The organism is Lentzea sp. NPDC092896 (assembly GCF_044754905.1).
Taxonomy (GTDB): Bacteria; Actinomycetota; Actinomycetes; order Mycobacteriales; family Pseudonocardiaceae; genus Lentzea.
In genome coordinates this window covers 13,839-27,393 of record NZ_JBIVPX010000016.1, presented here as the reverse complement: position 1 = coordinate 27,393, position 13,555 = coordinate 13,839, and the positions used below count along the sequence as shown (strand labels likewise).

Below are 13,555 nucleotides of genomic sequence, written 5' to 3'. Positions count from 1 at the left end.
CCGGAGGCGAAAACCGTGCACAAGCACTTCAACGGGTTGAAGACGGCCGTGCTGCTCGGCGGGATGAGCGCGCTGATCGTGCTGATCAGCAGCCTGTTCGGCCGGACCGCACTGGTCATCGGCCTGCTGTTGGCCTTGGGCGTGAACGCCTACGCGTACTTCAACTCGGACAAGCTCGCGCTGCGCGCGATGCGGGCGGTACCTGTGTCGCAGGTGGAGCAACCAGTGCTCTACGCGATCGTGCGGGAGCTGTCGCAGAAGGCGCGCCAGCCCATGCCCAGGCTCTTCCTGAGCCCGACCGCCGCACCGAACGCGTTCGCGACGGGCCGCAACCCGCGCAACGCCGCCGTGTGCTGCACCACGGGCATCCTGGACCTGCTCGACGAACGCGAACTGCGCGCCGTGCTCGGCCACGAACTCGCGCACGTCTACAACCGCGACATCCTGATCAGCTGCGTGGCCGGCGCGCTGGCCGGCGTGATCACGATGCTCGCGAACCTGGCGCTGTTCGCGAGCATCTTCGGCGGTGACGGCGACGACGACGGACCTGGCCCGCTCGGCCTGCTGCTGATCGCACTGCTCGGCCCGATCGCGGCGACCGTCGTGCGCCTGGCCGTGAGCCGCTCCCGCGAGTTCCAGGCGGACCAGGCAGGTTCGGAACTCACCGGCGACCCGCTGTCGCTCGCGAGCGCGTTGCGCAAGATCGACCTGGGAACGCGGGCGGCGCCGCTCGCACCGGAGCCGGAGGTGGTGTCGCAGAGCCACCTGATGATCGCGAACCCGTTCCGCACGGGGGAGCAGTTCGCGAAGTGGTTCTCGACCCACCCGCCGATCGCCGACCGCATCCGCAGGCTCGAAGAGATGGCCCGGCGCTAACGCCCTGCCTTCGCCACGGCCATGAGGTACTCGCCGTACCCGGACTTGCCGAGCTTCTCGCCGAGCGCGTAGCACTCGTCGGCGGAGATGAAGCCCATGCGCAGCGCGATCTCCTCGGGACACGCGATGCGCACGCCGGTCCGGTGTTCCAGCACCTGCACGAACTGCCCGGCCTCGAGCAGCGAGTCGTGCGTGCCGGTGTCGAGCCACGCGAACCCGCGGCTCAGGTCCACGAGCTGCGCCCGGCCCTCGTTCAGGTAGGCGAGGTTGACGTCGGTGATCTCCAGCTCGCCACGCGGCGACGGCTTGAGGCTCCGCGCGATGTCGACCACGCCGTTGTCGTAGAAGTAGAGCCCGGTGATCGCCCGGTTCGACTTCGGCCTGGCGGGCTTCTCCTCGATGGACAACAACTTGCCCGTCGCGTCCACCTCGCCCACGCCGTACCGCTCGGGGTCCTTCACCTGGTAGCCGAACAGCACGCAGCCGTCCAAAGAGGACGCGTGCTGCTGCAGCGTGGTGGAGAAACCCTGGCCGTAGAAGATGTTGTCGCCCAGCACCAGCGCCACGTCGTCGCCACCGACGAAGTCAGCGCCGATGATGAACGCCTCCGCGAGCCCGTTCGGCGCGGCCTGCTCCGCGTAGGAGAAGCTCATGCCCCACTGGGAACCGTCACCGAGCAGCCGCCGGAACTGCGGCAGGTCGGTGGGCGTGCTGATGATCAGCACCTCCCGGATGCCGGCCAGCATGAGCACCGACAGGGGGTAGTAGATCATCGGCTTGTCGTACACCGGCAGCAACTGCTTGGAGACGGCCTGCGTGATCGGGTGCAGGCGCGTCCCACTGCCACCGGCGAGGACGATGCCCTTCACCGGTAGTTGGTGAACTGGATGGCGATGCCGAAGTCAGAGCCCTTCAGCAGAGCGATGACGTCCTGCAGGTGGTCCTTCTTCTTGCCGGACACCCGCAACTGGTCGCCCTGGATCTGCGCCTGAACGCCCTTGGGCGCCTCGTCGCGGATCTTCTTGGCGATCTCCTTGGCCTTCTCGGACGTGATGCCCTGCACGAGGTTTCCCGTGACCTTGAACACCTTTCCGGACACCGCGGGCTCGCCCACCTCGAACGCCTTCATCGAGATGTTGCGCTTCACCAGCTTCTCCTGGAAGACGTCGACCGCCGCCTTGCAGCGCTCCTCGGTCTCGGAGGAGAAGGTGATCGCCTCCTCACCGGCCCAGGCCACTGTGGTGTTGGTCCCGCGGAAGTCGAAGCGCGTGCTCAGCTCCTTGGAGGCCTGGTTGAGCGCGTTGTCGACCTCCTGCCGGTCCACCTTGCTCACCACGTCGAACGACGGGTCCGCCACGACTTCACTCCTCAACGATCTCGGGGTTCACAGCCAGCGTCGATGCTACTGGGGTACCCCGATTTGGGGCGTCCCGAAGGGGTTATGTATTGTTCTGCCCGCACCGTTACGGCGGTGTGGGGCGGGTTGCCCGAGCGGCCAATGGGAGCGGACTGTAAATCCGTCGCGAAAGCTACAGAGGTTCGAATCCTCTACCCGCCACAGCAGTACTGAAGGCCCTGTGACCAGGAAGTTCTGGTCACAGGGCCTTCGTCGTGCTGTCCGGCTGCGTACGGCTCGATCCGGTCGGTTGCTGGTGTCTGTGCCGAATACGTGCCGAAGTTCGGCACAGCCAGCTTGGTAGCTGCTGCTGGGGCAGTGCAGCCTGGCGGCAGTCATGCGCAGCTGTCGATGGTCGCGCGCTTGAGACCGTGCTTACACCGCCGATGCTGATCGCCTCTCGGGGTGAGGAGTCATCAGTATGGGCGGGACCGTCCTAGCGTCTGTCGCTGCCAGACTGCCATCAGGTCAGGTTGAAAGCCTGGATGTCGACGTTCGTCGTCCTCTATATGCCTGCGCTGCTGACACGGTGCCGAGATCGAGCCGCCGAGCACTAGCGGGTGGAGCGTTAGGCTGCGTCGAACGCTTTGCTCTAGTCAAGGTGGCGAAAGTGGACTTGAACGCGATTTGGGACAGTGTTTGGCCGAATATCGTTCAGTATCGGTCGGAGCTAATCGCATCTCTAGCGCTGATTGTGTCGCTTCTTGCTGCTCGCATCGCGTGGAGGAATGCTAGGGCTGCCGAGATTCAAGCAGAAGCCGCTAGTGTGCAGGCTCAAGCGGCTCTCGATCAGGCTAGAGAAGCGCAGCATAGCTCGGCGCTCTCCTATACTGCTTACGAAGTGCAGGCTCTTGAAGCTGCGAGGGCGCGAATAGATGCGATTCTGCCGCAAGTGGTGGTCGTTGCGGACCTTCTGAGCGAGCATCCTATCGTTATCGACGGCTGGCCTAGTGATATTCCTGCTCCACATCCTCCAATCCGATCGCCAGGAGAGCTGTCGCTCGACTACATGGGGCACAGGCATGATTCTGTCTACTTTGTGGTGCAAGGATGGGTGCATAATGACAGTGATCGTGTTGTCCGCTTCAGTGCTAGCGGATCGGGTGTGGGTCCTATCTTCTATGTAGGTCCCAACCCGGTATCGGATGGAGAGGTAATTATTCCCCAGAAGTCCAACATCGAACAGGAGTACACACTACCTCCGCGGGCTACGGCGTTGTTCGAGATGCGCGCCATTCGCTCTATCTACGATCTGCTTCATGACGGGAAGGATGAGAATAAGCCGTATCCTCAGATCTCTCGTTATCACTTCCGTTTTACGCCCGGCAGCGTTGATGTCCCCGAGTTGTATGTCAGTATTGCGGTGCAGGCGGAGAATCCTGTTCGTCAGCAGGTGGGCAATAAGCAGTGGGACGCCCCTATCGTGGTCGACGATCATTGCTATGTTCCGGTGCTTGTGGAGCGAGAAGTTGCGTATCCGAAAAAAGTTGACTACGTGCATGCGGAACTGCAAGGCGATCAGGATCGGCTGGAGCGGATGCGTCAGATGGACCGAATTTTTGAGGCAGCGAAGAGGAAAGAGCAGAACGAGTAGGAGCTACTGAGTTTTGTCTCGGCGCTACGGGTTCGTTTACGTCCCTCAGCTCACCGTGAATGTCGCGGCTGGGCCACCGAGCCCCTCCTGCACGCTTCTGAGTGCCTGCTGCTCGCCTCCGTCGATGCACTTCGCGTACTCACGCAGCAGCACAGCGAGGCTGTGCCCTGCCCATTCGGAGACCCGCTTCGGTTCCTTAACTAGGTTGAGCCAGAACGTCACGCAGGTGACTCGCCAGCTCCAAGCGCGATCTTCTGCAAGTCAGCGAACCGCTGTGCGAGTTGCTCGGTGAGCGCCAGGTCCTCGACGTACTCGGCGCTGACGGCCGTTTCCACGTACGCCACGTCGTTGTGTTGGCGGTGGGGGAACTCGAGCAACGTGAACGGGCATCCCATCGCCGGGTAGGTGCCCGCAGCGAACGGTACAACCTGCACGCTCACAGTCGGGTGCTCGCTGACCTCCATGAGGTGCAGCAACTGCGCCTTCATCGCCCGTGGCCCACCGATCACCAGCCGCAACGCGCCCTCCGGCAACACCGCTTGGACCGTAAGCGGATCGCTATCTCGCAAACGCGTCGCCCACGCCTCCCGCACCATTGCCAGTTGCGCACTACGGACCGGATCATCCTGCATGACGGCGTTCGAGTAGCCGGGGAGCTGAAACACGGCGGGAACGAGATCTGTTGTGAATGCGCGCAACACCATCGCCTCGAACACGAGATTCGCGACGTCCGCCGCCGGTTCGAAGGTCAGTTCGTCGCTGATCCTGCGCGCTCGATCCGCGTGCTGCGCCCGCAACACCACGGTCTGCCATTCCGGAGTAGGCACCTTGTAGACGTATCCGAGCGCCATGATGTCAACGGGTTGCGAGCGCTGCACCGCGTTCTCCATCGTCGACAACTTGGCGCTGCTGAAGCCGACTCGTTGGCCGGCCTCGGCGAGGCTCAGTCCGCGTTCGTCGCGCCATCCGGCCAGTTGTCGTCCTATGGCGCGTTCGAGCGCTGTGGCCTGAAATTCCTTTGCCATCTTCGTTATCTCGCCTCTGCTGCGTCGCGCAGCTCGTCCAACGTGACGATGCTGCAACCGCGCAGTTCACGGATCAACGCCACAGCAACCGTCCACCGAATCTTGGGGTCTCCGTAGTCGAGTTGGGTGGCTGCAATGGGAGTTGGTGCGAACGTCCCCGGCCGATAGAGCATCCCCCGCACACCCACGACCGCGAAGTCTCGAACGCGGACCGCGACAGCACCGAGCTGAAGAGCCGGGCAGCGCCGCAGGGAGATCGCGACGCACCGCGGACAGATGGGCGGTTCTACCGAGGCCATGCCTTCGGGCCAGCGTGGCCAATCCTCACGATGGTCTCGCAGCAACCACAGAACGCCCTCGGGCGTTCTGTCGGCGGGCCCCGCGCACACCTGACACAGCAGCTCGCTCATCGCCCGCCGCTGGCGAGCCGGATGCACTCTGGCGAACTCAGGCTTGCCCTCTTTCGGTCGCTCAGCGACTTTCTGCCACAGAACACCGAGATGGTCGCGGTCACCCGGAAGCTCGTTGGCGAACCCGATTCCCAGGCCACCGGGGCGTACGACCAGGCTGCACTGCAAGTCTTGTTCAGCCGTGCTTGCGGTGACGTACGGCGCGACAATGCGGTCGGATTGCGCGAGGTTCATCCGGGTCACGGCGCCCAGAACTTCGGGGCTTTGCCAACGACCAGCTTGGGCGCGAGTCGCGTGCCGGGCTCTGGGAGCTCCAACAGTTTGAAGACGACATCGGCGAGAGTGCCGCTTCGCTCCCACACGATCTCGGAGGGCTCTCCGGTGATGACGCGGATGCGTAGGCCAAGCGCGTCGGTCTCGTCGCGAACACGGAGGCAGTCCCGCCACCCGGCCGGCCAGACCCTGGCACCGTCGAGTACCGCGTTGGGGTCGCTGGGGTCGTGGATCGGCAGGAAGGTCCAACCCGCTTCACGGATGAGGACCAGGTACTGGAGGCTGGGAAAGAGCTTCACCGCCTCGGCGTCGGTGAGCGGAGTCATGCTCCGCCCACCGTTGCGTCGCAAGCATTGATGATCAACCACATGCTTGGAACGTAGAACCGTTCCAATCTGCCAAGGGGTACGAGCTGTACCCCCACCTGATCAGTTCAAGCCGCGATACCGACCCGCTCGCACAAGTCGAGAACGTCCTGGCGCAGTCCGGCCGGCGGCTTGCTGCGCAGGCCGATCAGCATCTCTCGCGCGAACCCGTTGTACTTGATCGTCTCGGAGGCCGTTCGCTCCGAGTGGTTGAGCAACGCCCACACCGCGTGCCCGTCGCCGCGCTGGTTATGGGCACGCGCGACCTCAATCAGGTGCCGTGCTCGGCGCGGCACCGAGACGATGGTGTCCGCGTCGATTTGGTCGGCCGCGCGCAGTGCCTCGGCAGGGCGTCGCAGTTCTACCCCTAGCGTCGTGGCGTGCGCAGACATCACGGGACGGCTGAAGGACGACTGCGTGTGCCGGTAGCCGATCGGGAGTTCCTGCGCGATGCGGTCCGCGAGTTCCCACGCTTCCCAGGCTTGGCCGTGTCGGCCGCGGCGAGCGTGCACGTACGCAACCTCGACCTTCAGTGCACCCCACATGCCGCGCCAGTCGTCGGCGCTGTCCAGGTAGGGCTCAAGTTCGCGGGTGCCAAACGCCGCCACGTCCAGCGCCTCATCCCAACGGCCGACGTCGCGCAGCGCTTGAACCTTCGCCCACGCGCCTCCGGCGATCGCTAGCGGGTCGTCAGCTTCCAGCGCTTCGTTCATTGCCCGGTCTGCGACGAGCCACACCAGTTCTGCGGCTGGTTGGTATGCGCAGTAGAAGTCGGCGAGGCGGTACACGCCGGCGAGTACGCGGCGTGCGTCTCGGCGTTCCTCACCGCGGATGACGCGCACAGCGCGTTGAGCGTCCCGGATCAGGTCGGGGAGGAGTAGGCCGAGTTGGGTGCGGTGATCAGGGCTTGCGTGCCGCACCTGCCATGCCTGGTCCAGGCGGACCGCGAGGTGCGCGACGTTCGGCGGGCGGGGGTCGCTGGTCAGGTGATAGTCGGTCAGCGCGGCCTGTACTGCGGCTAGTGCTACGTGCTTCTCTCCGGCGAACACGGAGACGGGCACGGCAAGGCCGTTGCCGGTGAGGTCAGCTAGATCCTGCACACCGAGCGCGTACGCGATGCGGAGCAGCATCGCTAGGCGTGGTGCTTGCAGCCGGCCGTTCTCGACCGCTTTTACCCACTCCGCGCTCCTGTCGACCAGGCCACCAAGGACAGGACGCGACATGCCGGCGCGGTCACGCGCCCACTTGATGCGCTGCTCAATCGTGGTGTGCGTGGGATCGGGAAGGCCCGAGGTCGCCAAAGGGGTTCACCTCACCGCTGGATTGTCCTAGGAGATGTACCTGTGCAGTCGGACCACGGCATGCGCCGACAATGAGCTAGACCAGCGTAGCGGGGACGCCGCACGTGCCAAATGTACAGCGCCGTACAACAGACTCCAACCAACTCGCATGAAACTCGCACATTTGCTCGAGAAGTAAGTCCGTGTGGCCTGGAGTGTGGAGCACTACGGCTGCTTCCTGTGCTCGGGATCGGGTCTGGGCGGCACTAGCATGAGCTAAGGTTAACCGATCTGTTCTAATATTTCGTATAGTCGCAACCTTTTTGCGGAGATAGCCTCATCTGTGAGTGAGGTATTTGAAACTAGTTGCGATACCTCCCCTCAATTCGTTCTTGTCGGGCTTGGGAGTGTGCGCAGTTGGAGATCCATTTGATCAAATCACTGCCTCGATTGCTCACGGCGAGTCGATTCAGTGCGATTACCGGCGCTGACGAGAATATGAACAGGACTGAGCCATACTCTCGTTCTAGCTGTGATTCTAGTTGTTCTATGAGCTGAATCGTGCGGTGCTCTAAGTGCCCTCTCGCTAGATTGAGGGAATTTATCTCGTTTGCTTTTGTGGTTTTGAAGAGTCCGGCATTCGTATGATCCAGGTCGCCTGGGGGTACGATCTGATCTGTTTTCGAAAGGACTATCAACAGCGGTATCTGGGCGCGCTGGCCGTGAACCTGCCGGTGCAGCCTCGCGACAAGCCTTAGATCGTCTACCTCGTTTGCTGCGCGCAATTCCGCCTGTTCACCTGTGAGCGATGCCAGTGGAATCACATGCACGAGTGCATGTGAGGATAACACGTATTCAAGGAAACCTGGATCTCGACTATCCTCATTATCCAGGTCAAGCCAATGCTCACCGGCTGAGTCGCCGACCTCCAAGTCGATGCGTGATCGGCGCGACTCGATGGATCCGGTATATGCTGACACCGCACCCTTGGCGGTAGATTTGGGCCAGATGTCAGCTGGAAGGTTGCGAATTGCTTGATATACTGATATTGCTGACTTCGACTCTGCATTGAACTCCGTGCCGGGCATTCGCTCGTTCATCAATGTATCAAATAACAACACGCTGAAAACTGTCTTCCCTGCCCTAGGAAGACCTGTTACGGCAATGCGCAACTTATGCACACGAACTCGGCCCATTCTTTGGAGGAGGTAAGCGCCGAGTGTGGCATAAGTGCCAGCGATAGCGAGCCCAAGTAGGACTTGTGTCCCGATGGGAAACTCTAGCTTGTCGGATTGTATCGTGAAGGCCGTCGCGAGGCCCAGTATGGAAGCTATTGCTGCCGCTATTATTATCAGGCGGCGGTCCATTCGCGTGTCGCGCGCCATCATGATTCCTTCCAGATGGCGGCAAACGCCATCGCACACAGAAGCGCGCCGGTCGATAGCGCTACGACCCAGTGGAGCGTGAGTGGGTCATTCTGTTGGATCTCTATTGCCATTTCATTCAGTTTTCCAAGATTGCAAGCATTAACGCATTGAGCTACATCGGCTGCCAGTTTTTCGGTGGCTGGCATGTTGTCGCCCTTGACTGCTAACGCGGTCTCCAGTGCCATTGCGACAACCGCGACTATGCCGACCAGCTTCCAGTTGTCGTGCCCATCGGCCACGGACTTGGCTAACGCTGCGAATGCAACGGCGGCAATCCCGAATGCAACATCGACTAAGGTAAAGCCAACCAGGACATCATGGTTGGGGCCAGTTCGGGTGATACCCAAGACCACTGCGGGAAAAAAGAGCGGCGCGATGACGATCACCAGGGAATCCAGGTACTTCTTCGCGTTGGTGGGGGTGCGCGTACCAATGGGCGAGCGTGCCGCTTGGGGGAACGGCTTGCGCTCCGGCAGAGCTTCGCCGTTGTCTCCGGTTTCCAAGACCATCTCCGTTCGACCACCGCCACGTACCCCTGCGGCGGTATGCGCTACATCGCCGTAGGTTCAGAGGTGTTACGGACGAGATGGCTACTTTGGGCGAGCGGGGCCCCTGGATCTGTCCTATTGCCGTGCCAAGTCGGTGCCGAAACCAAGCCTGTATCCTCCGTAGGACCAGGTCAAGTGTGGTGGTCGCGGAGGTCTGTAAATCCGTCGCGAAAGCTACAGAGGTTCGAATCCTCTACCCGCCACGCAAGATCGATGGGCCTCTGACCGGACTGGTCAGGGGCCCATCGTCGTACCGTCGTCCGGACCGAGGGGGATCTCAGTGCGCACGCAGATGGCTACCGAAGCCGGCCGGACAACGGCACCGAGCGAGGACCGCGCGCTCGTCGGCCCGAACCTGCTCGCCGTGCTCGACGGCGTGACGGCGAAGCCCGAGACCGGGTGTGAGCACGGGGTCGGCTGGTTCGCCGACCAGTTGTCCGCGGAGATCTTGCGCTTTGCCCATCTTGAGCCGGCCGCGGCGTTGAAGGAAGCGGTTGCGCAGGCCGCTGAGCTGCACTCCGGTACGTGCGACCTCGATCATCCGGACTCGCCGAGCGTGGCGATCGCGATGGTGCAGACCAAGGGTGACGTGCTGCGGTACCTCGTGCTCGGGGATGCCACGGTCGTGGTCGACACCAAGAGTGAGTTGCTCGTGGTCAGCGATACGCAGACCAAGCGCACGGCCGGTGCGAAGGCTGACGACGTCGAGCGCGCGCTCACTGGCGAGGTGCCGTTGCAGGACGTGCGGCGCGTTGCGGTCCTGTCCGACGGGGCTGCTCGTGCGGTCGACCTGTTCAATCTCTTCGATTGGCGACAGGCGCTCGAACTGATGGCGGCCAACGGGCCGGATGACCTCATCCGCAGAATGCGCGCGGTCGAAAAGGAAGACGCCAAGGCCGTCGATTGGCCTCGCAAGAAGATTTCCGATGACGCCACTGTCGTCTATCTCGATCGATGACGTTCTCGGCACTGGACGACGTGCTGCGCACCGCGGCGAGCGTCCGGGTCTGCGAGATCGACTGGTACGGCGAGGTCGTCGTCGACCTGACGCGTCCCGGTGTGCTCGACGGGCTGCGCGCGGCCATGGTGGTGGAATCGACGCCGGGCGTCGTGTGCGCGTGTAGTGGCCAAGCCCGGTTCGAGTTCTTCGGTGCGCAAGTGGATTCGCGGCGCGGATCTGGAGACCAACGTGTTGCAGTTGCTGGCGTGGAGCGCGGCCGGTGTCGGCAGGTAGGTACCCGCCGTATGAGGACGTTCCCGGGCTGATCCTGCGGGACGTGCCGATCGCGGAGGTCATCGCCGCACTGGACGACCCTCGAGCCACCGAGCGTCACGACGCGGGTGCGGCTCACGTCCTGTTGTGCGGCAAGAGCAGGATCAGGCAGCGGATGGACGTGGCCGCGCTGCCGGGACCGCTTCGGATTCGTGTGCGGGAGGCCGCCGCGGCCCGTGGCTACGAGTTGCCGAGGTGGGCGGAACTCCTGCTGCGCAAGGCATAACCGCTCAATGCCTGGGTGCCGGTTCGACGCCTCGGCGGCGTGCGATCGCCTTCATGTTCTCCTCGCCCCAGTCGCCCAAGGCGTGCAGCGCCTCGTTCAGGCGCACGCCCAGCGGGGTCAGTGAGTACTCGACGCGGGGCGGTACCTCGTGGAACACCTCGCGGTGCACGATCTCGTCGGCTTCCATCTCGCGCAGCACCTGGATCAGCATCTTCTCGCTGATGCCCGACACGGACCGGCGCAGTTCGCCGGTGCGCACGGGGCCGTGGTGCAGCGCCCAGAGGATCAGTGCTTTCCAGCGGCCGCCGATGACGTCGATCGCCGCGTCGAGACCGCAGGCGTACTGCCGAGGCTTCATCCAGGATCCTTACCAAAAAGTGGGTACCTGACAAAATAGTAGGTACTTGTCGTCCAGTCAGTGCTGGAACGAGCATTCACGGCATGGGGATCAAGAAAACCGTGAGCGTGCTCGGCCTGGGCCGGATGGGCAGCGCGCTGGCGAACGCCCTCGTCGGCGAGGGCTACGAAGTGACTGTGTGGAACAGGTCCGGGGACAAGCCGACGCCGGCAGGCACCAAAAGAGCCGCGACACCACAAGAAGCGTTCAAGAGCGACGTCGTCGTCACGTGTCTGTCCACTTACGACGTTCAGCAGCCGTTGCTCACCAACGAGATCAAGACGCTGGTCAACCTGACGTCCGGTACGCCGGAACAGGCTCGTGCCACCGCGCAGTGGGCGAAGGCCAACGGGGTCGAGTACGTCGACGGCGTGATCATGGCCGTGCCGCAGCAGATCGGCACGGCAAGTGCGCGGATCTTGTTCAGCGGCAACGAGAACCACCACGTGCTTCAAGCCTTCGGCGAACCTGTTCACCTCGGCGAGGACGCCGGCCTGGCCGCGCTGTACGACCTGGCGTTGCTCGGCGTCATGTGGTCGGTGTTCGGCGGCTACCTCCAGGCTCTCGCGCTGGTCGGCAGCGCGGGCATCGCGCCTGGGAAGTTCACGCCGCTCGCCACCGACTGGCTCGCCACGGTGACGACGTTCCTCCCCGAGATGGGGGCGGTGACGCAGAGCAGGAACTACGAGACCGACGTGTCCGCGCTGGACATCAACGTGTCCGGCCTGCGGCTGCTCACCGAGGCCAACCGCGAACAAGGCCTCGACACCACCGTCCCGCAGGCCCTGCACGACCTGTTCGAACGCGCCCAGAGCAACGGCCACGGCGCGCACAGCATCGCGAGCGTCATCGAGGAGATCCGGAAGTGAAGTACCTGGGCAAGAAGGCCGTCGTCACGGGCGGCACGCACGGCATGGGGCGTGCGACGGTCGAGATGCTGATCGAGAACGGCGTCGAGGTCGTGCTGACCGGCCGCACGACCGACAAGGCAGAGGGCCTGAAAGCCCACGCCATCGCGTCCGACGCGGCTGACCTCAACGACATCGCCGGGCTCAGAACCGAAGTCGCGCAACACCTGCAAGACATCGACCTGCTGTTCGTCAACGTCGGTTTCTCCACCCTCACGCCGTTCGCCGAGACCACCGAGGCCGACTACGACCGCACGTTCGACGTGAACACCAAGGGCGCGTTCTTCACCGCCCAGCAACTGGCACCCCTGATCAAGGACGGTGGCTCGATCGTCTTCACGACGAGCGTCGCCACGGTCCTGGGGTCGCCCGGCCTGAGCGTCTACGCGGGCGCGAAGGCGGCGGTGCGGGCGTTCGCGCGCGGGCTCGCGGCGGAGCTGGCCCCGCGGAACGTCCGGGTCAACGTCGTCAGCCCCGGTTTCATCGACACGCCGTCGATGGGCGTCACGGGCGTGCCGGACGAGATCCTCCAGCAGTTCAAGGAGGAGGGCGACCGCATCACGCCGCTCAAGCGTCACGGCTCGATGGACGAGGTGGCGAGCGCCGTGCTGTTCCTGGCGTTCGAGGCCACGTTCACCACGGGTGCGGAGCTCGCGGTCGACGGCGGGCTCGGCCAGGGGATCAGCGCCTAGAAATCTTCGGGCGACCTGTCACACCTTCGTCCGCTGCCGGGTCGAGAGGGCAGAAGACGACGAAGGAGAACGAAGATGAGGATCGCCAACCCGATCACGTCCGTGCCCGGCGCGATGAAGGCGCTGCTGGACCTGTCGGAAGCCGCGGCGAAGACGGGTCTGGACGGGGACTACGTCGAGTTGATCTGCCTGCGGGTCAGCATCATGAACGGCTGCGGCACGTGCATCGACTACCACACCAAGCTGCTGCGCCAGGCGAACGTGGCGGACGAGAAGGTCTACGCCGTCGCGGGGTGGCGGGACGTGCCGTACTACAGCGACGCCGAGAAGGCCGGGTTCGCGCTCGCCGAGCAGATCACCCGCGTGCACGTGAGCGACGAAGTGTGGAACGAGGCCGCGAAGCACTACAGCGAGGAGGAGCTCGCGGGCCTCGTGATCGCCATCGGCGCGATCAACCTGTGGAACCGCATGAATGTCGCGACGCAGCAGAAGGTCGCCTGAAGAAAGTTGAAGCCGGCGCGCAAGAGCTTCCTCTCTCTTGCGTGCCGGCTTCAGCGCGGAGCATACCCCATGTCGAACAGATGTTCGATCACCGGGCGATCAACACGCCGATCAGATCGCGGCGAGTGCCGCCCGGCCGTCGTCGGTCAGTTCCGCGCAGACGCGAAGGCCGAAGCTCGTTGGCTGCGAAGGGCGCAGCAGTCCCGCGTGCACGAGGTCGTGCGTTGCCATCTGGTCGCAGCAGGGCAGTCCGTCGACGTACAGATCGGGTTCGACCCCGCCTGTGACCTCGGCGCGTCCCGCGGCGACAGCCCGCAGCATCGCTCTCGCTCTTCCGCTGAGTTCCATCTCGACCCCCCAGGAG

Annotated in this window: 18 protein-coding genes and 1 tRNA gene; 9 read left to right on the top strand and 10 right to left on the bottom strand. The window is 63.6% G+C overall.

The features are described 5' to 3' along the window. The first annotated feature begins 15 nt into the window (after window positions 1-15). Window positions 16-876 (top strand): zinc metalloprotease HtpX, encoded by an 861-nt coding sequence (htpX, locus tag ACIQF0_RS45100; RefSeq protein ID WP_401040841.1) that lies wholly within the window; start codon window positions 16-18, stop codon window positions 874-876. Here the strand turns inward: htpX and rfbA are convergent. Together rfbA and ACIQF0_RS45090 are read right to left on the bottom strand one after the other, a co-directional pair. Beyond that, window positions 873-1,745: a glucose-1-phosphate thymidylyltransferase RfbA gene (gene rfbA / locus ACIQF0_RS45095; RefSeq protein ID WP_401040838.1), complete on the bottom strand. Its 873-nt coding sequence runs from the start codon at window positions 1,743-1,745 to the stop codon at window positions 873-875. The two genes, htpX and rfbA, sit on opposite strands and share 4 nt — an antisense overlap. Next, complete coding sequence (locus ACIQF0_RS45090; RefSeq protein ID WP_360047056.1) at window positions 1,742-2,233, bottom strand: YajQ family cyclic di-GMP-binding protein; 492 nt, start codon at window positions 2,231-2,233, stop codon at window positions 1,742-1,744. Before ACIQF0_RS45090 ends, rfbA begins: the two co-directional genes overlap by 4 nt. Window positions 2,234-2,353: 120 nt before the next feature. On the opposite strand from ACIQF0_RS45090, the gene ACIQF0_RS45085 reads away from it, so the two are divergent. Together ACIQF0_RS45085 and ACIQF0_RS45080 are read left to right on the top strand one after the other, a co-directional pair. Next, window positions 2,354-2,434: transfer RNA gene (locus ACIQF0_RS45085), tRNA-Tyr, on the top strand. A gap of 448 nt (window positions 2,435-2,882) precedes the next feature. Next, a complete protein-coding gene (locus ACIQF0_RS45080; RefSeq protein WP_401040836.1) occupies window positions 2,883-3,866 on the top strand; it encodes a hypothetical protein in 984 nt (327 codons plus the stop codon). Between the two features lie 218 nt (window positions 3,867-4,084). Here ACIQF0_RS45080 and ACIQF0_RS45075 read toward each other — a convergent pair whose 3' ends face one another. The 6 genes from ACIQF0_RS45075 to ACIQF0_RS45050 form a co-directional block, all read right to left on the bottom strand. Beyond that, complete coding sequence (locus ACIQF0_RS45075) at window positions 4,085-4,891, bottom strand: helix-turn-helix domain-containing protein (protein WP_401040834.1); 807 nt, start codon at window positions 4,889-4,891, stop codon at window positions 4,085-4,087. A 5-nt stretch (window positions 4,892-4,896) separates the two neighbouring features. Then, complete coding sequence (locus ACIQF0_RS45070) at window positions 4,897-5,535, bottom strand: hypothetical protein (RefSeq protein WP_401040831.1); 639 nt, start codon at window positions 5,533-5,535, stop codon at window positions 4,897-4,899. Between the two features lie 5 nt (window positions 5,536-5,540). After that, on the bottom strand, window positions 5,541-5,900 hold the full coding sequence (locus tag ACIQF0_RS45065; protein WP_401040828.1) for a hypothetical protein: 360 nt from the start codon (window positions 5,898-5,900) through the stop codon (window positions 5,541-5,543). 107 nt (window positions 5,901-6,007) lie between these two features. Further along, complete coding sequence (locus ACIQF0_RS45060; protein WP_401040826.1) at window positions 6,008-7,240, bottom strand: multiprotein-bridging factor 1 family protein; 1,233 nt, start codon at window positions 7,238-7,240, stop codon at window positions 6,008-6,010. Between the two features lie 341 nt (window positions 7,241-7,581). Beyond that, entirely contained in the window at window positions 7,582-8,415 is an 834-nt protein-coding gene (locus tag ACIQF0_RS45055; protein WP_401041111.1) for a hypothetical protein, read from the bottom strand. Between the two features lie 188 nt (window positions 8,416-8,603). Beyond that, entirely contained in the window at window positions 8,604-9,149 is a 546-nt protein-coding gene (locus tag ACIQF0_RS45050; protein ID WP_401040823.1) for a hypothetical protein, read from the bottom strand. Between the two features lie 325 nt (window positions 9,150-9,474). Between ACIQF0_RS45050 and ACIQF0_RS45045 the strand changes: the two genes are divergently transcribed. From ACIQF0_RS45045 to ACIQF0_RS45035, 3 genes are read left to right on the top strand one after another with little or no spacing between them, the layout of a single operon-like run. Then, the gene (locus tag ACIQF0_RS45045; protein WP_401040820.1) at window positions 9,475-10,152 is read left to right on the top strand and encodes a protein phosphatase 2C domain-containing protein; all 678 of its coding nucleotides are present in this window, start codon (window positions 9,475-9,477) and stop codon (window positions 10,150-10,152) included. Continuing rightward, on the top strand, window positions 10,149-10,460 hold the full coding sequence (locus ACIQF0_RS45040; RefSeq protein WP_401040818.1) for a hypothetical protein: 312 nt from the start codon (window positions 10,149-10,151) through the stop codon (window positions 10,458-10,460). The genes ACIQF0_RS45045 and ACIQF0_RS45040 overlap by 4 nt, the downstream gene beginning before the upstream one ends. Window positions 10,461-10,471: 11 nt before the next feature. Next, entirely contained in the window at window positions 10,472-10,693 is a 222-nt protein-coding gene (locus ACIQF0_RS45035) for a hypothetical protein (RefSeq protein ID WP_401040816.1), read from the top strand. 4 nt (window positions 10,694-10,697) lie between these two features. Here ACIQF0_RS45035 and ACIQF0_RS45030 read toward each other — a convergent pair whose 3' ends face one another. Then, the gene (locus ACIQF0_RS45030) at window positions 10,698-11,051 is read right to left on the bottom strand and encodes a winged helix-turn-helix transcriptional regulator (protein WP_401040814.1); all 354 of its coding nucleotides are present in this window, start codon (window positions 11,049-11,051) and stop codon (window positions 10,698-10,700) included. A gap of 83 nt (window positions 11,052-11,134) precedes the next feature. Between ACIQF0_RS45030 and ACIQF0_RS45025 the strand changes: the two genes are divergently transcribed. From ACIQF0_RS45025 to ACIQF0_RS45015, 3 genes are all read left to right on the top strand, one after another. Further along, window positions 11,135-11,959: an NAD(P)-dependent oxidoreductase gene (locus tag ACIQF0_RS45025; RefSeq protein WP_401040811.1), complete on the top strand. Its 825-nt coding sequence runs from the start codon at window positions 11,135-11,137 to the stop codon at window positions 11,957-11,959. Continuing rightward, entirely contained in the window at window positions 11,956-12,690 is a 735-nt protein-coding gene (locus tag ACIQF0_RS45020; protein ID WP_401040809.1) for an SDR family NAD(P)-dependent oxidoreductase, read from the top strand. Before ACIQF0_RS45025 ends, ACIQF0_RS45020 begins: the two co-directional genes overlap by 4 nt. 75 nt (window positions 12,691-12,765) lie before the next feature. Next, on the top strand, window positions 12,766-13,191 hold the full coding sequence (locus tag ACIQF0_RS45015; protein ID WP_401040807.1) for a carboxymuconolactone decarboxylase family protein: 426 nt from the start codon (window positions 12,766-12,768) through the stop codon (window positions 13,189-13,191). A 111-nt stretch (window positions 13,192-13,302) separates the two neighbouring features. Here ACIQF0_RS45015 and ACIQF0_RS45010 read toward each other — a convergent pair whose 3' ends face one another. Further along, window positions 13,303-13,512 (bottom strand): hypothetical protein, encoded by a 210-nt coding sequence (locus tag ACIQF0_RS45010; RefSeq protein WP_319976883.1) that lies wholly within the window; start codon window positions 13,510-13,512, stop codon window positions 13,303-13,305. Between the last annotated feature and the right edge of the window lie 43 nt (window positions 13,513-13,555).